Origin of the sequence: Dielma fastidiosa, from assembly GCF_000313565.1 — a bacterium.
Classification (GTDB): Bacteria; Bacillota_I; Bacilli_A; order Erysipelotrichales; family Erysipelotrichaceae; genus Dielma; species Dielma fastidiosa.
The window spans coordinates 563,473-588,135 of sequence record NZ_HE578923.1 but is presented as its reverse complement, the minus strand read 5'-3'; the positions used below and the strand labels follow the sequence as shown (position 1 = coordinate 588,135).

Here is a 24,663-nt window from a genome sequence, read left to right as displayed (position 1 = left end):
AAAACGAATCGGTAAATGAACTTCTTTCTTTGTGCCTCGATAAACCATGATCCCAGATTCAAGATGATATTTGAAGAGATTGTTGCTGTATTTTCCCTGCCGTCTTCCCGTTATCAGCATGCGCTTTCTTCGCTCATACCGATAAGCTTCAAGATCATGATGAAGCTTCTTCCTAGAACCAAAGCAAGCGGCTCTCACGCCTATGTTCAAATGATTCAGCTTATCCGTTTCCCGGTTTAATTTAAAGGTCAGCAACCCAATTCTATGCTTCAGCTGTTTGATATTCGGATTAACGATCTGTACCTCATACAAATAGTCTGCTTCACTAGTTTCATGTTCCTTGCTTTTTTGAATTAATTGTTCTTTCTTTTTCTGCCAGTTCTGTAAAGTTTTGTTTTCCTTACGAATCTTCTCTTTGATTCTTTCAATCCGTTTAGTACATGCTTTCTTCAATCGCTGATTAGTTTCAATATTACTTTTAAGCAGGGCTCTGGCTTCATGGATTGCAGATAAAGGAAAATAATCATTCGTACCATATTTTACTTTTAGTTGTTTTTGTAAAGAGACTGCATCCTTGACACCATGAAAACAAGTTAAATAGAGTTTCTTATAAGCTGTATGCAGCATAGAGTTATACAGGATCAAATCCTTCTTAATACAATTCGCATCTTCTTCTGATAACTCTTTATAATAGAAGCGATTTGAATACGATAAACACTTCATGGATATCCCCCCCTTGAACAAAAAAGCATCCACTGAGATTCGATTGATACAAAGGAAACTAGGTGATGCTTAGGTTGAATTTAATGATTAAATAGATTGTTTTTTGTTACTCATAGTATACCATATTCACACGATAATTTCATCTATTTTTATTATTTTTCTAATTACCTTTCATAATGAGATATTAGCGCTTTGATGCTTGAAAATGAAATTCCCTATATAATAAAAAAAGACGGTTTCCCGTCTATTTCATTTTATCCATCAGCATTAATATCTCATTCAATTTGACATCGACATCACCCGTCAAGATTGCCTCTTTCACACAATGCTCCACATGACCCTTTAAAATCTCACGGTTCGCTTTATTTAAAATGGCCTGGGTGGAAAGCAGCTGGGTGGAAATATCAACACAATAACGGTCATCCTCAATCATCCGCTCGATTCCATCAAGCTGGCCGCGGGCTGTTTTAATCAGCCGCAGCACACTTTCTTTATTTGCTTTCATCAGTCAATCGATACGACTTCATACCCAGCTTCTGCTACGGCTGCTTTTAAAGTCTCATCACTGACCTCATGATCCAACGTCACAACCGCCTGCTGCTTTTCCAAATCAACCTTGGCATGAACGCCTTCAATACCATTCAGCGCTTTTTCCACGTGGTTTACACAATGCATGCACATCATACCTTCAATTTTAATCGTTTTCATTTTATTCTCTCCTTGTTGTTTATTCTCATCGGCAGGCTTTAGTTCAGCTGCCGTATGATCCGTTTTAAAGAACTTCAGTCTTAACGCGTTGCTGACAACACAGACACTGCTCAGACTCATTGCCGCCGCGCCAAACATCGGATTCAGTTTTAAATTAAATGCCGTATAAAACAATCCGGCAGCTAACGGTATACCGACTGAATTATAGAAGAATGCCCAAAATAGGTTTTCCTTAATGTTGCGAATTACGGCCTTGCTTAAACGCAGGGCGGTGACCGCATCGAGTAAATCAGAACGCATCAGGACAATGTCCGCACTCTCAATGGCTACATCCGTACCGGCTCCGATGGCAATCCCCACATCAGCTCTCGCTAATGCCGGCGCATCATTGATACCATCACCGATCATTGCCACCTTTTGACCTTTAGCCTGTAAATCACTGATAACCTTTTCTTTATCCTGAGGCAACACCTCAGCGATAACCGTATTAATATTTAACTGAGAACGAATAGCTTCTGCGGTACGCTTATTATCACCGGTCAGCATAACGACATCAATCCCCTGTTTTTGAAACCGCTGAATCGCTTCACGGCTCGTTGGTTTGACAACATCCGCAACCGCTAAAATTCCTAACACCTGCTTTGTATCCGCAAAAAGCAGCGGTGTTTTACCTTGATCTGCCAATTGATCCAATTGATTTAAAAGATCACTGCAGTCAATGCCTGCCTCATTCATCATCCGCTGATTGCCGGCCAAATAATGTCTGCCATTAAAATCCGCTTCGACACCCTTGCCGAATACAGCTTTAAAATGTTCGACAGAGGCAGCGCTGAAGCCTGCTTTTTCACTATAAGCAACAATCGCTTCCGCTAATGGATGCTCACTTGGCTTTTCTAATGCCAATGCCAGTTCAAGCAGTTCATTGCGGCTTGCATTGAGCGTTATAACATCTGTAACCTGAGGTTTTCCCTCAGTAATCGTACCTGTTTTATCCATTACAACGCATTGAATCGCATGAGCGGTTTCCAAAGCTTCACCAGATTTAATTAAAATACCATTTTCCGCACCTTTGCCGGTACCGACCATGATTGCCACCGGGGTTGCCAGACCTAAGGCACATGGGCATGAAATAACCAGTACCGAAATACCAATTGACAAAGCAAATTCAATTGACTGGCCCTGTATCAGCCAATAAGCCGATGCGGCAATAGCAATGAGAATTACAACCGGCACGAAGATACCGGCAATCTTATCGGCCAGCTTAGCGATCGGCGCTTTACTGGCACTGGCATCCTCAACAAGCTGTATGATTTTGGCCAATGTCGTATCATTGCCGACACGCGTAGCTCTGAAACGAATTGAACCGCTCTTATTCATCGTCGCACCGACCACACTGTCACCGACACCTTTTTCAACCGGAATGCTCTCACCGGTAATTGCCGCTTCATCAAGCGCGGTGAAACCTTCCAAAATCACACCGTCAACCGGTACCTTAGCCCCCGGCTTAACAATCACTGTATCACCAATCACTACCTCTTCAACCGCGATTTCACGTTCCTGTCCATCCCGCCAAACTAAAGCTGTCTGCGGTGCCAGATCCATCAGCTTACTGATTGCTTCACTCGTCTTTCCCTTGGATTTAGCTTCTAAATATTTACCTAAGGTAATCAGGGTTAAGATTGTAGCCGCTGATTCAAAATAGAGATCCATATGGAAACGTTCCACAAGCGCCATATCATGAACGCCTAAACCATAACCAATGCCATAAATTGCGACAATACCATAAATCATCGCCGCTGCCGAACCAATTGCAATTAATGAATCCATATTCGGAGCGCCATGAAATAAAGTCTTAAAGCCTACCTGATAATATTTACGATTCACATATAGAATGGGCAGACAAAGCAGAAATTGCGTAAAAGCATAAGCAATCGCATTCTCCATACCGCTCAAGAATGATGGAATCGGCAATCCCATCATATGTCCCATAGATATATAAAATAATGGAATCAAAAAGATAAAGGAAACAATCAGCCGATAACGCATGGAATGCATTGCGTCTTCAACAGCATCAACCTTGACACTTGCTTTTTTAGGCTGTGCTCCCTGATGAAGATTAGCGCCATAGCCTGCCTTTTCAACGGCAGAAATAATCGCATTTTCATCAATTTCGCCTTCTTTATACTTTACCTGCATACTGTTCGTCAACAGATTAACACTTACTTCTTCAACACCCTCAAGCTTGCTGACACACTTCTCAACACGGCTTGAACAGGCTGAACAAGTCATCCCTGTCACATCAAATTTTTCATTCATCGCAAGCCTCCTATTACCCCCTGGGGGTACGGGTACAATATAACGCAGGTTTTACCTTCTGTCAAGCCTTATGATTTACTGAACAATAATTAACTATACAAAAAAGTACCGCTAGGTACTTGTCTTTTGATGCTGTTTTCGGTATTGAGAAGGAGTGCAGTTAAAACGCTGTTTAAATCTGCGGATAAAGTAGCTTTTTTCCTTAAAACCTATCGTTTCACAGATTTCATTGATTGGCATATCGGTTAATATCAGATAACGCAATGCCTGTTCCAACCTGATTTCAAATAATTTCTGAGTAAAGGTCATGCCTGCGTGATGATGAAAATAAGCGGAGAAGTAATCTGGATTATAGGAAAAATGCGCCGCTGCACTTTTTAAATCAATTTCCGCATAATTCTCTCCGATATATTTCAGCACTTGGCCAAAAGGGTGATGGCGTACCATCGTTGATTGACTGACAACCAAATGATGTACAAAATCACGCTGCAGATTGGTCAGATACTGTACTAAACAGCAGCGCAGCAGCTTATCGGAAAAGTTATCATGAATCATGCATTGACGCAAGAGGTTCCGTGCCGATTCAGCTTGCGGACTGCGCCGTCCATAATCAAAGAATAAATAATCATGACTGTTTTCATCTAATGTCAGAAAATCATATATGATCCGGCAGTCGGCCAACTGACTCATCATGATTGTATCAAATACAGTTGCTTCCAAATGCAGCAGATAAATCTTATCCGACTTAGGCTGAATCTTAAACTGTGTCTTATTGCGCATCAGAATTGAATTACCTGCCTGCAGATGCATACGCCTGCCTTCCAGTTCTATTCTGCCATTTTCAAAGCAGATCAAAAGACTCACTGTATGAGCTGCATAAGCCTTACTTTCACAGGTGAGCAATGTATAGGGCAACGGTAAATCATTCTGCGGGTGCATCGGTTTGTTGTTCATATTGATATTGTAGGAGATAGTAATCTTTTAGTCAATCGTATTCTAAAAATAAACCACTTTTAATCTCAGATGTATAGATTATGTAAATGCCCTAATTTTGTTAATCTATTAACAAGGAGGATGGATTCATGAAAAAATCTACAAAAATGCTTTCCTGTCTATTAGTATCCTTATTGATGCTGAGCGGCTGTACACAAACACCTGCCGATAACAACAATCAATCAACGGATATTAAAGACGGTACTTACACAGCGTCAGAAAAAGGCTATGGCGGTGACGTGACAGTTACCCTCACGGTTTCTTCCGGTACAATCAGCGATGTTGCGATTGAAGGTGCCGATGAAACAAAGACGATCGGTCAGGCGGCGATGCCTGAATTAATTGAACAGGTGAAAGCCGCACAAAGTTCAGAAATTGATGGGGTCAGCGGTGCTACAATGACTAGCAACGCGGTAAAGAGCGCTGTGGATGCGGCAATGAGTGAAGCAGGCTTCACCGTTGATGCAAATACGGTTATTGGTGAAGATCAAACCTTAACCACCGATGTTGTAGTTATCGGTATGGGTGCTTCTGGATCAATGGCCGCTCTAAGTGCCGCTGAAGCCGGGGCAAATGTAATCGGCATCGAAATGACCAGTACATTGGGCGGCATGGGAAATGCTGCACAGGGAATGTTTGCCATCGGCACAACCCTTCAAGAAGAACGCTACGGCGATGATTTAGGCAGTGATGAAGAATACTGGTTTAATCATTATCTTGAATTAAGCAATTATCTTGGCAATGGACAGCTGATCCGTACCTTTGTCAGTGAAGCTAAGAATACCGTTGAATATCTGCTTGATCATGATATTAATGTCTATCTGTCTAAAACGGCACAGCAGATTGCTCACTTTGATGATACGATTATTTACCATCGCTGGGGCAATACACAGCCATTTGTTCATTTACAGGAATATCTGGATCAATACAATGTCGATATTCATTACAACACAACCGCGACCAAACTGTTGGTCAATGAAAACAATGAAGTTGTAGGCGTTGAATGCCGCAATGAAGATGGCAGCAAGCTGATTGTCAATGCTAAAAGTGTGATCGTTGCGACCGGCGGTTTTGCGGGCAATGAGGCAATGATGAAGGAAGCGCTTGGCGAGGAAATCTATGAAACTGTTTCAGTTATGGGCGGCAGCGACGGCAGCGGTTTAGAAATGATGTATGAAGTGGGTGCCGGTAAAGGTGAACTGCTTTCAATGAATCATGGTGTCGGCCCTAAATCCCAGGATGTACAGGTAGCTGATCAGCTTACATTAAATTCACCGGTACTTTGGGTAAACAATCTCGGTCAGCGGTTTATGGCTGCGTCATTATTAAAGGATACGGTTGATTATTCAAGTGCGGTTCTTGCGCAAGGCGGTTTTGCCTATACGATTGTTGATCAGAAAACCGTGGATCAATGGACGGATATGAGTCAGGCCAACACCGGTTCTTGGGTACATTATTGGGATCGTTTCGGTATTACCGATGAAAATGGTGATCCAACTATCTACCACGCGCCGGTTGACAAGGAAACCTTCCTCGCCGACTTTGAAGTGCTGACTAATACAGGTGACGGCAAGATTGTAAATACACTTGAAGAAGCGGCTGCTTTCATCGGCTGTGATGCTGAAACCTTAAAAGCAACAGTTGCTGCTTATAACCAAGCCGTCAATGATAAATATGATCCTGAATTCTACACCGATGAGGATTCGCTGATCTGGACTTGTGAAACTGGACCTTATTATATTACTAAAGGCTACAACGCGGTACTCGGATCTTTAGGCGGTGTCGATGTTACCAATGAAATGCAGGTTGTTACCGAACATAATGAGATCATTAAGGGCTTATATTCTACCGGTAATAATGTCAGCGGCTTATCTGTAGCTGCTTATGTTAATGTCGAAGGAACCGGTTTAGGTTTCGCATTAACCTCTGGCCGACTGGCTGGCGCCAGCGCTGCCGAATACGCTAAATAAGCATCAGCAGACAGAAAGAGCTTTTAGGCGATTGCCTTAAAGCTCTTTTTATAAATAATTAACATTTAATTATTCTATTTGATTTCCTTTAAAATGATTAACCGGCTACCTTTTAAACATTGTTAATGTTATAATATATGAAATAACTATGTTGAAGCTTCACATGAGGTACTGCTATTATGAAAAGTAAACTATCAAAAATAGGAGAATTAACCATCCCCATAATATTATGCTTAGCCTTAATTTTTACCGCTCTGCTTTCTATTACTTCCATTGATAACCTGCAGGGCAATGCCAGAGTCATCAATTATATCGGCATCGTCCGCGGCGCTACCCAAAGATTAATAAAAAAAGAATTGAATCATGAGCCTGATGACGCTCTGATTGAACGATTGGATAATATTCTGTATGGTCTGGCAAACGGCAGTGATGAATTTGATCTGATTAAGCTTGAAGATCAAACCTTTCAAGCCCAGCTGACAGAAATGGAAAGCAGCTGGTCAATCATCAAGGATGAAATATATAAAGTCCGCACTGGTTCATCGAATGAAGCTTTATATGCCTTAAGTGAAGATTATTTCGTTTTAGCAGATAATACTGTACGCTCTGCCGAGGAATATACGGAACAAAGTGTTCAAATTGCCAGAAATCATTTAATCATCTTGAATACCGTATTTATTATTTTGGCTGGCGGCTGTACGGTATTTACTTATTATCAGGAAAAACGCAGAGAAATGCTGATTCGGATAGAAAATGAAAACAAGCGGAAAAGCGAGCAGCTTACAAGACAGCAGCGTGAGTTGCTGGCACCGATGAATGAAATATCTGAATTGATGTATGTGTCCGATATTGATACATATGATTTATTATTTGTGAATGATGCCGGTAAAAGAATCTTTAATATCAGTGATGATTTAAGTAATTTAAAATGCTATAAAGTGATTCAGGGTTTTGATTCACCTTGTGAATTCTGTACTAATTCACGGTTAAAAACCGATGAGACTTATTCATGGGAATATACCAATCCCCTTCTGCAAAAGCATTATTTATTGAAGGATCGGCTGATTGAATGGGAAGGTAAAACAGCACGGATGGAAATTGCCTTTGATATAACCGCGACCAACAATGAAAAGAATGAATTGAAGCAGCGTCTGGAAAGAGATAATGTTTTAGTTGACTGTATTCGTGAACTTTACCATAATCATGAAATCACCGATGCGTTAACAACGGTACTTGCTCATATCGGTCAGTTGTTCTCCGCCGAACGTGCTTATATTTTTATATTTCATGACCCTTATTTTTCTAATATTGCTGAATGGTGCAATACCGGCATTGAGCCGCAGATTGAGCATCTTCAAAACGTTGTGATGGATGACTATCGGCCTTGGCTTGAGCTGCTTGAAAAGGATAAGAATATTATTTATGATGATATTGAGATTTTGAAAGATGAAATGCCTGCCGGTTATGAGCTTTTGAGTCAGCAGGATATCAAAAACATCGTTTGGGTACCTTTAGAAAAGGATAATGGATTAAGCGGCTGTATCGGCTTAGATAATCTGGCTTATGGCATGTCGGATATTGTCATTCCTTTCCTGCAGACCATTCAGTATTTTATTACATTGGCGATGGAAAGAAATGAAAACGAAAAAACATTATATGAGATGAGCTATCTTGATGAATTGACAACCTTTTATAACCGCAACCGCTACATTCAAAATATTACTGAATTAGAAGATTTACAAGGCAGTGTCGGTGTTGTTTATTTAGATATGAATGGCTTAAAAGGGATCAACGATTCCTTGGGCCATGCGGCAGGTGATCTGGCATTAAAGGCTTGCGCTGAGATTATCAAAAATAGTTCTGACTCTGAGAAGCTGTACCGCATCGGCGGTGATGAGTTTGTCATCATTTATACCGAAACGAATGAAGAAGCCTTTTATGACAATGTAGAACGGCTGAAAAACAACTTCAAACAGAGCGCGTATCAGATTGCCATCGGTTATAAATGGGAAGCTGAATGCTCTAACATTCAAAACGTAATCAAGGAAGCGGATGAGCTGATGTATGCGGATAAGATGCGGTTTTATCAAAAGCATCAGACTCGCCGTTACCGTCATGAGGAAACTGAGGAATAAATTTATCGATCACCCTAAATCATTTAGGGTGATTTTTATATCCAGCTGAAACGAAAAAAGGACCGCTTAAACGATCCATTTTTGTAATGTTTTGATCAGTATTTCCACATCGATTGGCTTAGCGATATGACCATTCATACCAGCATTCTGCGCCTTGACAATATCGGTAATAAAAGCATTGGCCGTCAGTGCGAAGATGGGGATTGTATTTGCATCTTCACGCTTAAATGCACGAATTGCTTCAGTCGCTTCATAACCATTCATAACCGGCATCTGAATATCCATCAAAATGGCGTCATACTTACCGACTGTGGATTGTTTAAACATTTCAACAGCTTCTTTACCATTAACTGCGGTTTCTACACAAAGACCCTGCATATTTAAAATTTCCATCGCGATTTCCCGATTCAATTGATTATCCTCTACAAGCAGGATTCGTTTACCCTGCAGATCCGTGTGCTTCTCCTCAATAAACGCATTAGCTGTTTTATGCTTGCTGCTCATGCAGTAAAGCTTTAATATATGCAGCAGCTTTGACTTAAACAGCGGCTTAGTGATGAACGCATCAGCACCCGCTTTGATGAATACTTCTTCCGCGCCGGAAAAATCATAGGCAGACATGATAATAACCGCTACTTTATTACCGGCCTTTAAACGTATTTGTTTTAATGTTTCAAGGCCGTCCATATCCGGCATTTTCCAATCCAGCAATACGGCAAATACCGGTTTACGGCTAAAGCTAATCCGATCTAATTCTGCCAGTGCCGCCGCTCCGGATAAGGCACTTCTCGTTTGCATCCCAAGCTCTTCAAGCAGCAATGCCGCGCTCTCACAGACAGCTTGATCATCGTCTACAATTAACACGGTTTGATTGATCAATTCAGTTGCCTGTTCCTGCGCATCATGACATACCTGCAGCGGCAAAGATACGGTAAATTCACTGCCCTTGCCTAATTCACTTTTAACTTCAATCGTTCCATTCATCATATGGATAATATTTTCAGTAATTGTCATGCCAAGTCCAGTACCCTGTGTTTTAGAAATGCGGGTATCTTCAGCTCTTGAAAATGGTTCAAAGATATGCGGAATAAAATCCGCGGACATCCCGATACCATTGTCAGAAATCACAAATTCATAGCGTTCACGGCCATCAATCATGGATTCATGTTCCTCAATCGCTAAGCGGATCGTGCCGCCCTCTTGGGTGTATTTTATCGCGTTAGATAGTAAATTCATTAAGATCTGCTGAAGACGATCACCGTCAGCGACTACATTCTCATGAAGCAGATGACCGACCGTTATCTGAAAATCGAGATTCTTCTGCACCAATAAAGGCTTGCACATATCGGTTACATTCTGCAGAAGCTCCGGCAGCTTAATATTTTCCAGCATCAGATCAATCTTGCCGCTTTCAATTTTAGACATATCGAGAACTTCATTAATCAGATTCAGCAGATGCCGGCTGGATACATCAATTTTATTCAGACAGTCCGCAACCCGCTGCGGCTGATTGAGATTGGCCTGTGCAATTACCGTCATGCCGACGATAGCATTCATCGGCGTGCGGATATCATGCGACATTGATGAAAGGAAATTAGTTTTAGCCTCATTGGCAACCTTGGCTGTATTATAAGCATCTTCTAAAGCTTTTCGCTGCCGTTCCTGCTCAAGATGTTCTTCAGTAATATCAATCCCTACACTGTAGATTGACGGAATTCGATCCCAACTATCCTCACCGCTGATGTAGCATAAGGTCATTGTCAGCATTCGTTCTTCTTTCGAACGAGTGATAATGCGAGTCTGCAGCACCGCGTTTTGACCAGTCTTATTTAATGCTTTAGCACTCTTGTAAACCCGATCCATATCCTCTGGATGAATGTATGAGCATTTGGAATCCAGCTCAGTTTTAAATTGTTCGCCGGTATAACCGATCAGCTTAAGCAATTCATCGCTGTACCATAAAACCGTATCATAATCTCTGGCATCAATACGCAGCAAACCGCCGGGAATCGTTTTGATGATTGCCTCCCGTTCCTGATCTTTTTTTGCCAGCTTATATTCTGTACTCAGCATATCATGAGACAGCTCAATCCGCGCGCGGCGGCCTTCCCATTCAAGCATGCGGTCTTTAATCATAAACGTTCTGTCCAGCGATGGATTATAGAATTCCCAAGCATAGGTTTCATCTTTTTTTAAAAGATGATTCGTACAAAATGGACAAGGTGCGCTTCGCCCCTGAATCGCCTCATAGCATTTTTTACCAATCAGCTTTTCTTTTGGCCGATTCAGTGTTTCACATGATTTCTCATTAACGTATAAAAGTTCGTAATTATCCATATCGCTGATATACACATTGCCCGCATATTCTGACATCAGCCATTCAATCTGTCCGATACGCGTCATTATCTCCGCATCAGATGCTGCCTGCTTATGACAAAGAATATTCATATCATGAAAAACTGCCGACAGCACTGTTTTGCCGTTGACAGTCTGATTAGTGACGGTCATATCCACCTGCTGCCAGTCAGTCAGCCCCTTTATTTTCAGACTCAAAAGCTCACTGCATTGACTCTGTTCACCTGAAAGCTGAAGCAGTGAATGCATCAGTTTATCATATGCCTCTTCAGTCAGCAGCTGCTTTAGCTTAACCGCATCCGATGTAAGCTGCCAAAGCTTTTTCAGCCGCTGACTAGCCGCAAGCAGAGGCAGTCCATCATCCAGCAGCAGATAGCAGGCGGCCAGTCCCATTTCATCCATCAGCGTCAGCCTTGCCGCGGCCCAATCCTCTGGTACTTGCGCCCGCTGTATATTCTCTGTCTGATTCATGGCAGTATCTCCTTTAAAACATGATTCCTATGAAACTATTATAGTCTCGAGTGCACATGTTAGCAATAATAAATACCAATTGTGATAATTATTCTTTTATCTTTATTTCCTGTAAATTACTTAATGCCTGATATAATTCATCAACATGAACCGGCTTTACTAAATAGCCGTTCATTCCCGCTTTTCTGGCTTTTGCCTTATCTTCTTCAAAGGCATCGGCACTCATCGCCAGAATAGCCACCTTACCGCGCTCACCAGGTAAGGCTCGAATCTTGCGGGCTGCTGTCAAACCATCCATAACTGGCATGCGGATATCCATCAGTACCGCATAATAAGTTCCTTCAGGATGATTTTGTACCATCGCTGCCGCCTCAGCGCCATTCACCGCTGGTTCAACAACCATTCCCTGCATCTCAAGCAGTGTTTTAGCAATTTCCATATTCAGCTCATTATCTTCAGCCAGTAAGATGCGCTTACCTTTCAAATTATATTCAGGCTTTGGCTCAGATTGCGCTTCATGATGAATAAACATATTGCCCAAAGCAGAGCAGATTGATGAAGTAAACAATGGTTTCGTTATAAAACCATTTGCCCCTGCCGCGATTGCCTCATTTTGAATGCTGCTCCAGTCATATGCGGATATAATAATAATCATCGTATCCGGCCCGACAAGCTGACGAATTCGGCGGGTAGTTTCTAAGCCATCCATATCCGGCATCTTCCAGTCAATCATCGCTACATCATATAATTCATGCTTATCCATTCGATCACGCACTGATGCGACAGCCTTGATTCCTGAATCAACCCACTCACAATCAGCGCCGATATCTTTTAGAATGGCGGTAACCTGTTCCCCTACAATTTCATCATCATCAACAATTAAAATACTCAAATCCTTTAAAAGCTCACGCTGACGGCGTATTTCTTCCTGTTTATGATCAACGTGAACCAGCTTCAGCGGCAGCTGAACAATAAACTCAGTTCCGACTCCCTGCTCACTTTCAACACTGATGCTGCCGCCCATGAGTTTCACAAGATTATGCACGATTGACAGACCAAGACCGCTGCCTGCCTTATTGCGGGCATTATCACTGCGCTCCTGTTCAAATGGCTGAAACAGCTTCTGTTTAAATGATTCTGAAATACCGATACCATTATCCTTTACTGAGAATTTTAAATGTGCGTAGCCATTGCTTGTATACTCATTGCTGATAGTAACAATAATCTTACCCTTTTCAGATGTGAACTTTAATGCATTGCTTAAAAGATTCATGAGAATCTGACGCAGATGCAGCGCATCCCCCTGATACTCATCCGCTAACGACTCAAGTATCCGCATCTCATATTGTATTTCTTTCTCAGAGGTCTGCGGTACCAAGATACTATTAATTTCCTGGAGAACATCCTGCAAGCTGAATTCATCCTCATTAATCTGCATCTTTCCTTGTTCAATCTTCGACATATCAAGGATATCATTAATCAAAGCCAGTAAATATCGGCTTGAAGTATCAATTTTATCAAAACAGTGCAAGGTAGTTTCAACATCTCCCTGCTTCATCTTACCAATTGTCGCCATGCCGATGATTGCATTCATCGGTGTACGAATATCATGACTCATACGCGACAGGAAATCACTTTTTGCTTCATTGGCGGCATTAGCTCTCTGCAGGGCGTCGCGAAGCAGCTGTTCCTGTCTGGCCTGCTCACTCTTCTGTTCATCCAAGCCTTTAACCAATAGGATCGCCAGCTGTGATTCCGCATAAGGATCTTCAACATGAATCACATGCGCTGACTGCCAATGATAGCTGCCGCTGACATCCTGCTGAAGCAGTTCCATATAGATTTCTTTTTCACCCTTCGCAAAACGTTCAGCCATAGCTTCCCGGCGGAAATTCTTTACATAATCCTGCTGATAATCCGGATGCACACGTTTAAAATAATCGTTAAACAGCTGGTGATAACTGCCGGTTTCTGACAATCCAGCCTCTAATTCATTATGCAGCAAGGAATAGCTGTCTTCACTTAGATTCAAATTATAAATCAGCGGATACGCAGTATCGATGGCTGCTCTTAATGATTCTGTTTCAACCCGCCGGCTCTTTTCTATTTCAAGACGCATTTTCTTTTCATTTGTAATATCTGTATAAATAGCCTGAATTACATCTTTTCCATCCATATTGATCAAACGCTTCATCAATACGGAGATCCACAGCTCACTGCCATCTCGCCGATATGTCAGCCGTTCATAAGCAGTCTCATCACCCAGCTTCATATTATTTAATGTATTAACGATTGCGTCATAGTCCTTGGCAAGAACAAACTGAAGCGGACTTTTAATTTCTCTATGGAAGCTTTCTTCATCATAGCCGTAAATTTCCCATCCCTGACGGTTGCTCATCAGCAGCTGATGCTTCGCATCGACACTAAACTGAATGATTCCACAAGGCAATGTGTTAAACAATTCCATCATGAAGGCCGCTTGACGCTTAACATCACGATCTGCCTTAGCATATAATAGCTCGCGTTCTTTGCGCTCGGTAATATCACTGACAAAACAATAGGCTTCGTCAACACCCTGATCATTTTTAATAATTTTACCAATATTTAAAATCCAGATCAGCTGGCCATCAGCTCTTCTAAACCGATATTCACACATGAAATTGCGCTGTTCCTGAATTGATTTCATTAATTCATTATGAATCTTTTCTAAATCCTGTTCGTGAATCAAAGACACTGTATTCCCATGGGTAGCTTCCATAAATTCGGCTTCATTCGCAAAGCCTATCAGCTCACAGCCTTGCGGAGAAATCCATTTTGTAGTCAAATTTTCATCCATCGCGCAAATAGTCGTACCGCCCGGCAATTGAGAAAGCATCAGTTCAATCTGATTATCACGGGCTTTTAATTCATCCTGCAGTTCTTTATAACGGGCTTTTCCATATTGAAGCGGGAATAAGCGTTCATCCTCCATCGCGTCATAAGCGATTGAATGATGCATATGCTTAATCTTAAAGCCGTCAGACGCCTTATGCAGAACAAGGGTGATTCGCTGAAATTCATGGATGCTGACTTCATTATCCGCTCTGGTATCCATATAGCTAGACCCTTGACATACCGCATCATCCTCACCCAGCAGCACAACATCGTAATGCTCCTGGCTAAGAATGCATGGCTGAAGATCATCCTTACCGTCAATAAATTGCTTGGCAACCGCAGCTTTACCAACCGCTGACTGCGCGCGTCCTGAACCAAACCAAATAATATCCTCATCCATTGCATTGATTAACGGTTCGATATTATTATCCTGAAAAAAGGTACGCAGGATATGAGCTGTAAATTCACTTACTTCTTCCTTGTTTTTTATCACTTTTCTTACCTCCTGCAATGAAATGATTTTTCTTCACAATCTATGGGATATTAACCGATACGGATGCCTAAAAACAGTATTTACCCCCGATTTATCAAGCTCACATGACATTATATGATACTTATCATTTTATCACAAATCCTTATGAATTACTATGTATCCTACAAGCCTGAATAAATGTAAATGTGAGAAAACTGATCAAATCGATCCTTAGATAAGAAAAAGGAAGCCTTATGCTGTTTGATACCAACAGCCGTCAGCTTCCTTTTATAATTTTATTTAAGCTTATTTCCATCCTTAAAAGCATTGCCGGCTTTTTTACCAAGTGTGATATAAGTATTATGTACGGCATCAAAGGTAATCGGCGCCAGCTTGTCAGGATCAATTTTTCCTTCCCCATCAAGAATGCTTTCATCCGCGCTTACATTGATGATTTCACCAATTAAGAGCTCACTTTCCTCATCAAAGCTTAACAGCTTGCATTCCAATGCCATCGGCAGTTCATCAATCAGCGGTGCATCTACAAATTCACTCTTTGTCGCATGGAAACCTGCCTTTCGAAATTTATCAGGCTCCTTATTGCCGGATACGATGCCAACATAATCACATTCAGTCACATGCCGTTTATCGGCCATACTGATTGTGAAAGCCTGCCGCTGAAGGATATTCTTTACTGTTTTATGTTCACCGCTAAGATACAGCGCTACTTGCTTATAATCAGCAATGCAGCCCCATGCCGCATTCATCGCATTGGGAACGCCCGCTTCATCATAGGCAGCTATGATTAAAACCGGTTGTGGATACATATATGGCTTTGCGCCAAAATTCTTTCGCATACAAATGCCTCCTTTGAATCAATCTCTCAAACTGATCAGCCAGTTACTGACAAAACGCTCTGTACCGTGCGCTATCATCGCAATCAGGATAAAGCCATTATACTGATAAATCGCGCCTATACCGATTGAAAAAATAAAAGATGCCAGCAGTTCATAGAATAAATCTTTATTAGTCTGTGATTTCAGCATTCTATTTTTGATATAAATAGCCAAACACCACACACATGCATTGCAGAGTATCGCATAATAGGCTGCATTGGATACGGCCAGTGTCTGAAGCAGCATAAAGATAAAATACTGCATCAACATACGCTGTGGTATTTCCATCAGCATCCCTTCCATACACCACCCTAGTAAATCACCGCCGTGTTTAGCCTCATTATGCTTTAAGCCATCAAGCATTGCAGCCAGCACGGTTATAATAATCACAATCATGAATAACGCAGAACTGCCCAAGGATTTTATCGGATAGAGCCCCAGTAACAGCTGCGCGATGAATAAAAAAGGAAAACTTGCAATCAAGACGTTTAAGTATAACAATGAGGACATCTTATATTTTTTCAGCCATTCATTAAGTTTGGCTGTAAAGCCAATCCAGAACAATACTAAGCCAACACTGATCAGCAATGTCAGTAATACTTTTAAAAAAGCCATATTCTTCCCCCTTTAATAACCATAAGATGAAAGCGTATTACTCAATCTGAATAATACGCTTTTAATTGAATCAGTAATTATCGATCCTATCGATTTTTGATTGCAGCCTGAGCAGCAGCTAAACGTGCAATTGGTACACGGAAAGGTGAACATGACACATAAGTTAAGCCCAGTTTATGACAGAATTCAATTGAAGCTGGATCACCGCCATGCTCGCCGCAGATACCCAGTTTGATATCTGGTCGTGTAGAACGGCCAAGTTCAGCAGCCATCTTAATCAGTTTGCCGACACCGCGCTGGTCAATGCGGGCAAATGGATCTTGTTCATAGATCTTCTTGTCATAGTAATCCTTTAAGAAACCGCCTGCATCATCACGAGAGAAGCCAAAGGTCATCTGAGTTAAATCGTTTGTTCCAAAACTGAAGAATTCAGCTTCTTCCGCAATCTCATCCGCCAGCAATGCCGCTCTTGGAATCTCAATCATCGTACCCACAGAGTATTTAAGCTCAACGTTATTTTCCTTGATTATTGCATCAGCTGTCTTCACAACGATATCTTTTACATATTTTAATTCATTGCGGTCACCAACCAGCGGAATCATGATTTCCGGTTTGATGTGGTATTCCGGATGACGATTATTTACTGCGATAGCAGCTTGAATTACAGCTCTTGTCTGCATTTCAGCAATTTCCGGATAAGTAACAGCCAGACGGCAGCCACGATGTCCCATCATTGGGTTGAATTCATGAAGCCCCTGAATTACTGCTTTCAGCTCATCTAAATCAAGTTTCATATCAGCAGCCAACTGAGAGATGTCATATGAGCTTGTTGGCAGGAATTCATGCAGAGGCGGATCTAAGTAACGAATGGTTACCGGCAGACCCTTCATGGTTTCATAGATAGCTTCAAAGTCACCCTGCTGCATCGGCAGAATCTTATCAAGCGCTGTACGGCGCTGAGCTTCTGTTTTAGAGACAATCATTTCACGAACCGCTTTGATTCGTTCACCCTCAAAGAACATATGTTCAGTACGAACTAAACCAATACCTTCAGCACCATAAGCAACTGCCTGAGCAGCATCTTTTGGCGTATCAGCATTTGTTCTTACCTGCAATACGCGGGCATCATCAGCCCATTGCATAAAGGTTCCAAAATCACCAGACAGACTGGCAGGGATGGTAGGAATTGCTTCACCATAGATAAAGCCTGTAGATCCGTCAATAGAGATTGGATCATCTTCCTTATAAGTAACACCATTAACTGTAAAGCATTTATTCTCTTCATCAATCTTAATATCACCGCAGCCAGATACACAGCATGTACCCATACCTCTGGCAACTACTGCCGCATGACTTGTCATACCGCCGCGAACAGTCAGAATACCTTGAGAAACAGCCATACCTTCGATATCTTCAGGTGAAGTTTCAAGACGAACAAGAACAACCTTATGACCTACAGCAGCCTTTTGAATAGCATCCTCTGCAGAGAATACGATATGTCCGCAGGCAGCTCCCGGTGATGCCGGCAATGCTTTAGCAATTGGTGTTGCCTTCTTTAACTCTTCCGGTGAGAACTGCGGATGCAGTAAAGAATCCAGCTGCTTAGGATCAACCATCATCAATGCTTTTTCCTTCGTAATCAAACCTTCAGATACTAAATCACAGGCAATCTTTAAAGCCGCTTTAGCTGTACGTTTACCATTACGCGTCTGCAGCATATACAGCTTGCCTTTTTCAATAGTAAATTCCATATCCTGCATATCACGGTAATGTTCTTCCAATTTACCGCAGATATCCACAAACTGATCATAAACTTCCGGCATAACTTCCTTCAGCTGATCGATTGTCTGAGGTGTACGGATACCCGCAACAACATCTTCACCCTGAGCATTCATCAGGAATTCACCAAATAATTTCTTTTCACCAGTAGCCGGATTTCTTGTAAATGCTACACCAGTACCGCAGTCATTGCCCATGTTGCCAAAAGCCATTGACTGTACGTTAACCGCCGTACCCCATTCACTAGGAATATCGTTCATGCGGCGGTAATAAATCGCGCGCGGGTTATTCCAGCTGCGGAATACCGCTTCAACTGATTTAATCAATTGAACCTTAGGGTCCATAGGGAATTCTTCATTTAGCTGACGCTGATAGAAAGCCTTAAAACGTTTAACCATTTCCTTCAAATCTTCAGCATCAAGATCCGTATCTAAGTGAACATCCTTCTCAGCCTTAATGTCATCGATAATCGTTTCAAACTTAGCCTTAGAAAGTCCCATAACAACATCGGCAAACATTTGAATAAAACGACGATAACTGTCATAAGCGAAACGCGGGTTATTAGTTAATCGCGCAATCGTCTCTACAACATCATCATTGATACCCAAATTTAAAATAGTATCCATCATACCAGGCATTGAAGCGCGGGCACCAGAACGAACTGATACCAGCAATGGGTTCTCCACATCTCCTAACTTTTTACCTGTACGTTCTTCAAGATCTTTTAAGTTCTCTAAAATTTCATCGAGAATTTCTTCGTGAATTTTCTCACCGTCTTCATAATAACGGTTGCAGACTTCGGTCGTAACCGTGAATCCATCAGGAACCGGCATACCGAGATTTTTCATTTCCGCAAGATTCGCACCCTTGCCGCCAAGCAGCTCACGCATATTGCCGTTGCCTTCTGAAAACTTATATACATATTTTGTTTTCATTCTTAAACCTCCTCTAAGTTGGCTGTAATCGCTTACACATAATTATACAGATTTTTTGAAAAATTACTAGCCGTAAATGACATTTCTTCCTCACCTTGGATACCTTTTTTCTTCAAACAAAATAAATACTGATTTATTCCTTCATCAACCATTCCTTAGATTTTTAATCACTGATAATTCAATTTAATCAATACATCATCTATATCTACGCAGAATAATTCATGTTGACCAGTTTCATAATTTTTTAAATACTGGGCTGCCTCAGAATAAATTTGTTTGATATTTCTTTCAATGTAAGCCATCACAAGTTCTTCCTGAAAATCACCTCCCATATGATAGGCAAGCATGTATTTTTCAGTAATTGGAAACATTTTCGAATAATGAAGTCCATGTTTTCTTCGATCTTTGGTCTTAGCCCTTTTAGGCAGCGGAAAATAAGTATTGCTAGGAGCATTACCAATATTCGATCTAAAAGGTATAGCAAAAGTATGTAGGTTTCCTTTATACTTCATTTTCAATAATATTAAACAAGGTCTGTCCTTTGCTTCCTGGCCCATAATCCGCATGATTTCATGATTCTCTGAAAACAATTCATAAAATGACTGCTTAATCGTTACAACCTTGATTTTTCTTTTATATTGACTGCTCATGATCATCCCCCCATATATGCAAACAGACTCTTTTTTACAAGAGTCTGTTTATGGATAATATTCTAAATTAAAGTCCCGTTACCCTCGAAAGACCACACTTACACATGGATAATATTCTAAATTAAAGTCCCGTTACCCTCGGAGACCACACTTACACATGGATAATATTCTAAATTAAAGTCCCGTTACCCTCGGAGACCACACTTATGTGAGCAAAGCTCATAATAAGTTTATGCATCTAGTAAACATGAGTTTCCTCACCTATATTCTACCATATTAAGCATAAAAATCAAGCGCTTGACACACTCGTTACACTCATCGAAAAAGATTGTTTCCGCAGCCATGTAAAGGTGCAAAGATGATGAATGACAGATAAACAATGTTTACTTAGCCTTTTCAGACTTGCTTCGATAAGTACAGAAATACAGTAAAAAATCCCGGTCAATGGAACGCTGATCCAATACGAATTGATTTTTTCTAAAGAAATCCTGGCCTCTTAAATTCATTCGATGCAGCTGTGCCACAAACTGCATATAACCTAAATTTATCATATTTTGTTTAAACATCACCATAATCTGAGTACCTAATGATTGCCCGCGCACTTCCGGAACAAGGTAGAAAGAACCAATCCAAACGGTGCGTTCAAAAGGATAGCCTTCATAATAAGTCATAAAACCTGCCGGCTCACCATCAAAGGTAATCAGCTTGGCATGATACTTTTCAGACTTGCCCTCAGGCGGCAGTACCTTCTTTCTGACAATATCATGAACCTCCTGATCGCTGATCCGCTCTCCGCAGCCAGCCAGTGCATCCTCACACCGGTCACAGATTTGTCTTAACGTTGTTTCATCATCAATAGTCATCTCGCGGATATCCACTTTATGACGCGGCTGATTTTTATTCTCTTCCATGCTTTCATCCTCACTTTACTTTATTATTATAAGCGTACCCTTAAAGATTGACAAGCTGATTACCAACCAGAAGCATCCCAACTCTCATCACGCACTTTTTCAGCCCTTTGTTTTTCTGTGAATAGACTTACACAGTGATAACCGCTAAACAGCATCAGCACCAACATTACACTGGTACGAATTATGGCAGTCAACAAGTAGGGTGCATCAGGCATCATCCAGCTGAGCAGCGGCTCAAGCAGAAATACTTCAGCAAGTATGATTAAGAAAATATTAAGCGTTGCCCTTTTAATATTTTTAACCACATATAATTTATTCATACAGTGCGGGCAGCTCATCTCACACTTTAATTCACTGGCATAAATTTTACCGCGGCAGCATGGACAAGACCATCGCATTCCTCGTTTTTTCATATCTTCACCTCTATTTAATTATACACCAAAATAAAGAAAAAGCCCGACCAGTTAAGATCGGACTTCATGCTTATTTCTTTAACCCTTCCAGACGGGCAATATTTAAGGCTAACTGCTGTGTATAGCCAGCCAATTTTTCACGTTCAGCATCAACCTTGGCAGCCGGTGCCTTATTTGTGAAATTAGGATTTGCCAGCATTCCCTCAGCACGGGCAATCTCCTTCTTCAATCGCTCAATTTCCTTTTCACACTTAGCGATTTCTTCTTCTACGTTAATCACATCTGATAACTGAATTGAGAGTGTTCCATTTAAAATGGTACGGGTAACAACCTCTTCCGAACTGTCCTCATTGATCCAGAAAGCATGGCACATCTTATTCAGAATCGCATTAATCTTATCATCACAAGGCCGTAATGTGCCGTCAGCTGCCTTAACAATGATATTAACATCAGCCGAAGGTTTCAGATTATACGCAGTTTTAATTTCACGTACTGCCTGAATCATCGTAATCAATTCATTAACCGAGCTCATCTCTTCATCACTCATGGCAACATCAATCAGATTCGGCCATGTTTCAAGATTGATAGATTCAAAACGATGCGGAATACTCAGATAGATTTCTTCAGTAACAAATGGCATAAATGGATGCAGTAAGCGTACAATAGCGCTTAATACTGTCACCAATGTTGATTTAACCGCATTGCGGATCGCAGCATCTTCACTGTTTAGATTTGCCTTGCACAATTCGATATACCAGCTGCAGAAATCATCCCAAACAAAGCTTGTTAATTCATTGCCGACCAAAGCAAATTCATATTTATCCATATTGGCGCTGACTGATTCAATCGTTTCGTTTAAACGTTTTAATATCCATTTATCAATCATCGAAGCCTGACTTAAATCTAACTGATCAATACTGAAGTCAGCATCCAAATTCATGCAGACAAAACGGCTGGCATTCCAAATCTTATTAATAAAATTCCAAGCTGCCTCAACCTTTTCGGTGATAAAACGCAAATCCTGCCCCGGTGTGGAATTGGTCGTTAGGAAAAAGCGCAGTGAATCACAGCCATATTTATCGATAACTTCCATTGGATCGATACCATTGCCTAATGATTTAGACATTTTACGGCCCTGTGCATCACGCACTAAGCCATGAATCAAGACATCTTTAAATGGTCTTGAATGCATTGCATAGCGTGACTGGAACGCCATTCTGGCAACCCAGAAGAAAATGATATCATAGCCGGTAACCAATACATCATTAGGGAAATAACGATTCAGATCATCGGTATTTTCCGGCCAGCCCAATGTTGAGAAAGGCCACAGAGCACTGGAGAACCAAGTATCTAATACATCCTCATCCTGAATCCAGTTTTCAATATCCTTTGGATCTTCATAGCCGACATAAACCTCACCGCTGTCTTTATGATACCAGGCCGGGATACGGTGTCCCCACCAAAGCTGACGGGAAATACACCAGTCCTCAATATTTTCAAGCCATTGATTAAAAGTCTTTTCAAAACGCAGCGGGTAGAAATTGATTTTCTCCTCTGGATTTTCCTGATGCTTCAAAACCTCTTCTGCCAGCGGCTTCATTTTCACAAACCATTGTTTACTCAGATATGGCTCAACAATTACATCGGTGCGTTCACTGTGCCCTACCTGATGCATATGCTTTTCAATTGAAACAAGATTACCCTCTGCTTCAATTTTCTTAACTAACGCTTTACGGCATTCAAAACGATCCATATCCTTGAATTCACCGCAGCACTCATTCATTGTGCCATCTGGATTCATGCAGATAATTTTTGGCAGCTTATACTTTTCACCGATCAAGAAATCATTAGGATCATGCGCCGGTGTACACTTCATCGCACCAGTACCAAATTCAATATCGATATAGCTGTCAGCAATGATCGGCAGTTCATCACCATTTGCCGGATTGATCACATGCTTGCCAATAACATCCGTATACCGCGGATCATCAGGATGTACGCAGACACAAACATCCCCAAACATTGTTTCCGGCCGGGTTGTAGATACATTTAAAATCTGACCGGTTTCCACAACCTTATACTTAAAGGTATACATCGCACCTTCAATCTCTTTATGAATAACCTCAATATTACTCAATGCCGTCTTTGCCTTCGGATCCCAGTTAATAATGCGCTCACCACGGTAAATCAGCCCGTCATTGTATAGATCGACAAAGATTTTCCGTACCGCGTGGCTTAATCCTTCATCTAAAGTAAAACGCTCTCTTGAATAATCAAGACTCAGACCCATTTTAGCCCATTGCTGGCGGATATGACTCGCATATTCTTCTTTCCATTCCCACGCGCGGTCTAAAAATTTCTCACGGCCGATGTCATAACGGGAAATGCCTTCTTTTTTCAGCCGTTCATCAACCTTTGCCTGCGTCGCGATACCCGCGTGATCCATCCCCGGCAGCCACAGCATATCATACCCCTTTAACCGTTTATAACGGGCAATGATATCCTGTAAAGTCGTATCCCATGCATGTCCAAGATGCAGCTTACCGGTAACATTCGGCGGCGGTATTACGATGCAGAAAGGATCCTTGCTTTTATCGCCCGCTTTAAAATATCCCTCATCACACCAGGTTTTATAAATATCTTTCTCAACATTCAAATGATCATATTTACTTGCCAGTTCTTTCATTTCTCTCTCTCCATTCTCTTTTTAATAAGCTGTATAAATGCATATCCAAAGCCTCATCTTCACGCGTCACAGCTTCACGCAAAATGCCTTCCTTTACAAAACCAAGACGCTCTAACAGATGCTGACAGGCTGTATTGCCATTCATATGCATGGCGGTGATCCGTCTTAAATCAAGGATTTCAAAGCCCATTTCCAAAAGCATTTCCATGGCCTCGCTCATATAGCCCTGATGCTGATAAAGGGGGTTCAGCACAAAGCCGACTTGGGCGGTATCCTCTTCAATCGTATGGAAATTGCATGTACCGATAACCTTGCCTGACGCCTTCAACTCTATCGCATAGGGCGAGGGCAGTCCCATCCGCTCATAGCTTAAGAATTCAACCTTAAGATAATGCTGACACTCCTGAAGGGTTGCACAGGCGGTAAACATAAAATCAGTAACTTCCCTTTCACGCATATATTCATAAATATCCTTTGCATCCTGCAAACTGATTTCTCTTAAATATAAACGCTCCGTTTCAATTTCAGGCATCCGCATCAACACTCACCTCCAAATAAAAAAGCATCCGCAAAGGACGCTTATTCACGTGGTACCACCTTTATTTGCACAAACATTCATGCCTCTACTCTTTAACGCAGATGAAACGGATTTTCCTACTCAATTCAGAAAATCTACTCCAAGACTACCTTCATTCAGTTTAATGACTTCGTTTCACCAACCCGAAGCTCTCTGCACATGCCGCTGAATTACTCCTTCTCTT

The 24,663-nt window shown here is 41.4% G+C and carries 16 protein-coding genes and 1 other annotated feature (1 of these 17 only partly in view); of the genes, 2 read left to right on the top strand and 14 right to left on the bottom strand.

The window, feature by feature from the left end; translation table 11 throughout:
* From DAHG_RS21385 to DAHG_RS03190, 4 genes are all read right to left on the bottom strand, one after another.
* Window positions 1–723 (bottom strand): hypothetical protein (locus DAHG_RS21385; RefSeq protein WP_022936879.1); only part of this gene is annotated, 723 nt, incomplete at its 3' end.
* 244 nt (window positions 724–967) lie between these two features.
* Window positions 968–1,228, bottom strand: a complete 261-nt coding sequence (locus DAHG_RS03200) for a metal-sensing transcriptional repressor (protein WP_022936878.1) — start codon at window positions 1,226–1,228, stop codon at window positions 968–970.
* Window positions 1,228–3,747: a heavy metal translocating P-type ATPase gene (locus DAHG_RS03195; RefSeq protein ID WP_022936877.1), complete on the bottom strand. Its 2,520-nt coding sequence runs from the start codon at window positions 3,745–3,747 to the stop codon at window positions 1,228–1,230. Before DAHG_RS03195 ends, DAHG_RS03200 begins: the two co-directional genes overlap by 1 nt.
* 111 nt (window positions 3,748–3,858) lie before the next feature.
* A complete protein-coding gene (locus tag DAHG_RS03190) occupies window positions 3,859–4,701 on the bottom strand; it encodes a helix-turn-helix transcriptional regulator (protein WP_034456338.1) in 843 nt (280 codons plus the stop codon).
* A gap of 128 nt (window positions 4,702–4,829) precedes the next feature.
* On the opposite strand from DAHG_RS03190, the gene DAHG_RS03185 reads away from it, so the two are divergent.
* Both DAHG_RS03185 and DAHG_RS18640 read left to right on the top strand, forming a co-directional pair.
* Complete coding sequence (locus tag DAHG_RS03185) at window positions 4,830–6,710, top strand: FAD-dependent oxidoreductase (protein WP_022936875.1); 1,881 nt, start codon at window positions 4,830–4,832, stop codon at window positions 6,708–6,710.
* Between the two features lie 179 nt (window positions 6,711–6,889).
* Window positions 6,890–8,845, top strand: coding sequence for a sensor domain-containing diguanylate cyclase (locus DAHG_RS18640; RefSeq protein WP_022936874.1), 1,956 nt, complete (start codon window positions 6,890–6,892; stop codon window positions 8,843–8,845).
* 66 nt (window positions 8,846–8,911) lie between these two features.
* Here the strand turns inward: DAHG_RS18640 and DAHG_RS03175 are convergent, their stop codons facing one another.
* From DAHG_RS03175 to DAHG_RS03130, 10 genes are all read right to left on the bottom strand, one after another.
* Window positions 8,912–11,671: a hybrid sensor histidine kinase/response regulator gene (locus DAHG_RS03175; protein WP_022936873.1), complete on the bottom strand. Its 2,760-nt coding sequence runs from the start codon at window positions 11,669–11,671 to the stop codon at window positions 8,912–8,914.
* An 88-nt stretch (window positions 11,672–11,759) separates the two neighbouring features.
* Complete coding sequence (locus DAHG_RS03170) at window positions 11,760–15,038, bottom strand: hybrid sensor histidine kinase/response regulator (protein WP_022936872.1); 3,279 nt, start codon at window positions 15,036–15,038, stop codon at window positions 11,760–11,762.
* 275 nt (window positions 15,039–15,313) lie between these two features.
* Complete coding sequence (locus tag DAHG_RS03165; RefSeq protein ID WP_022936871.1) at window positions 15,314–15,874, bottom strand: flavin reductase family protein; 561 nt, start codon at window positions 15,872–15,874, stop codon at window positions 15,314–15,316.
* A gap of 18 nt (window positions 15,875–15,892) precedes the next feature.
* Window positions 15,893–16,528, bottom strand: a complete 636-nt coding sequence (locus tag DAHG_RS20410) for a hypothetical protein (RefSeq protein WP_022936870.1) — start codon at window positions 16,526–16,528, stop codon at window positions 15,893–15,895.
* An 86-nt stretch (window positions 16,529–16,614) separates the two neighbouring features.
* Window positions 16,615–19,242, bottom strand: coding sequence for a pyruvate, phosphate dikinase (gene ppdK / locus DAHG_RS03155; protein WP_022936869.1), 2,628 nt, complete (start codon window positions 19,240–19,242; stop codon window positions 16,615–16,617).
* Between the two features lie 167 nt (window positions 19,243–19,409).
* Window positions 19,410–19,892, bottom strand: a complete 483-nt coding sequence (locus tag DAHG_RS03150) for a hypothetical protein (protein ID WP_022936868.1) — start codon at window positions 19,890–19,892, stop codon at window positions 19,410–19,412.
* A 383-nt stretch (window positions 19,893–20,275) separates the two neighbouring features.
* Entirely contained in the window at window positions 20,276–20,803 is a 528-nt protein-coding gene (locus tag DAHG_RS03145) for a GNAT family N-acetyltransferase (RefSeq protein ID WP_022936867.1), read from the bottom strand.
* Between the two features lie 59 nt (window positions 20,804–20,862).
* On the bottom strand, window positions 20,863–21,216 hold the full coding sequence (locus DAHG_RS03140) for a hypothetical protein (protein WP_022936866.1): 354 nt from the start codon (window positions 21,214–21,216) through the stop codon (window positions 20,863–20,865).
* A gap of 70 nt (window positions 21,217–21,286) precedes the next feature.
* Window positions 21,287–23,902 (bottom strand): valine--tRNA ligase, encoded by a 2,616-nt coding sequence (locus DAHG_RS03135; protein WP_022936865.1) that lies wholly within the window; start codon window positions 23,900–23,902, stop codon window positions 21,287–21,289.
* Window positions 23,883–24,440 carry a GNAT family N-acetyltransferase gene (locus DAHG_RS03130; RefSeq protein WP_022936864.1) on the bottom strand — a complete coding sequence of 186 codons (558 nt, stop codon included), beginning with the start codon at window positions 24,438–24,440 and terminating at the stop codon, window positions 23,883–23,885. Before DAHG_RS03130 ends, DAHG_RS03135 begins: the two co-directional genes overlap by 20 nt.
* A gap of 30 nt (window positions 24,441–24,470) precedes the next feature.
* Window positions 24,471–24,663: a binding site (T-box leader), on the bottom strand; it runs 12 nt beyond the window's last position.

What these genes read in the sequence shown, in the direction of transcription:
- DAHG_RS03200 (WP_022936878.1), bottom strand. Translation starts at nt 1,228, where the DNA reads ATGAAAGCAAATAAAGAAAGTGTGCTGCGGCTGATTAAAACAGCCCGC.
- DAHG_RS03195 (WP_022936877.1), bottom strand. Translation starts at nt 3,747, where the DNA reads ATGAATGAAAAATTTGATGTGACAGGGATGACTTGTTCAGCCTGTTCA.
- DAHG_RS03190 (WP_034456338.1), bottom strand. Translation starts at nt 4,701, where the DNA reads ATGAACAACAAACCGATGCACCCGCAGAATGATTTACCGTTGCCCTAT.
- DAHG_RS03185 (WP_022936875.1), top strand. Translation starts at nt 4,830, where the DNA reads ATGAAAAAATCTACAAAAATGCTTTCCTGTCTATTAGTATCCTTATTG.
- DAHG_RS18640 (WP_022936874.1), top strand. Translation starts at nt 6,890, where the DNA reads ATGAAAAGTAAACTATCAAAAATAGGAGAATTAACCATCCCCATAATA.
- DAHG_RS03175 (WP_022936873.1), bottom strand. Translation starts at nt 11,671, where the DNA reads ATGAATCAGACAGAGAATATACAGCGGGCGCAAGTACCAGAGGATTGG.
- DAHG_RS03165 (WP_022936871.1), bottom strand. Translation starts at nt 15,874, where the DNA reads ATGCGAAAGAATTTTGGCGCAAAGCCATATATGTATCCACAACCGGTT.
- DAHG_RS20410 (WP_022936870.1), bottom strand. Translation starts at nt 16,528, where the DNA reads ATGGCTTTTTTAAAAGTATTACTGACATTGCTGATCAGTGTTGGCTTA.
- ppdK (WP_022936869.1), bottom strand. Translation starts at nt 19,242, where the DNA reads ATGAAAACAAAATATGTATATAAGTTTTCAGAAGGCAACGGCAATATG.
- DAHG_RS03150 (WP_022936868.1), bottom strand. Translation starts at nt 19,892, where the DNA reads ATGAGCAGTCAATATAAAAGAAAAATCAAGGTTGTAACGATTAAGCAG.
- DAHG_RS03145 (WP_022936867.1), bottom strand. Translation starts at nt 20,803, where the DNA reads ATGGAAGAGAATAAAAATCAGCCGCGTCATAAAGTGGATATCCGCGAG.
- DAHG_RS03140 (WP_022936866.1), bottom strand. Translation starts at nt 21,216, where the DNA reads ATGAAAAAACGAGGAATGCGATGGTCTTGTCCATGCTGCCGCGGTAAA.
- DAHG_RS03135 (WP_022936865.1), bottom strand. Translation starts at nt 23,902, where the DNA reads ATGAAAGAACTGGCAAGTAAATATGATCATTTGAATGTTGAGAAAGAT.
- DAHG_RS03130 (WP_022936864.1), bottom strand. Translation starts at nt 24,440, where the DNA reads ATGCGGATGCCTGAAATTGAAACGGAGCGTTTATATTTAAGAGAAATC.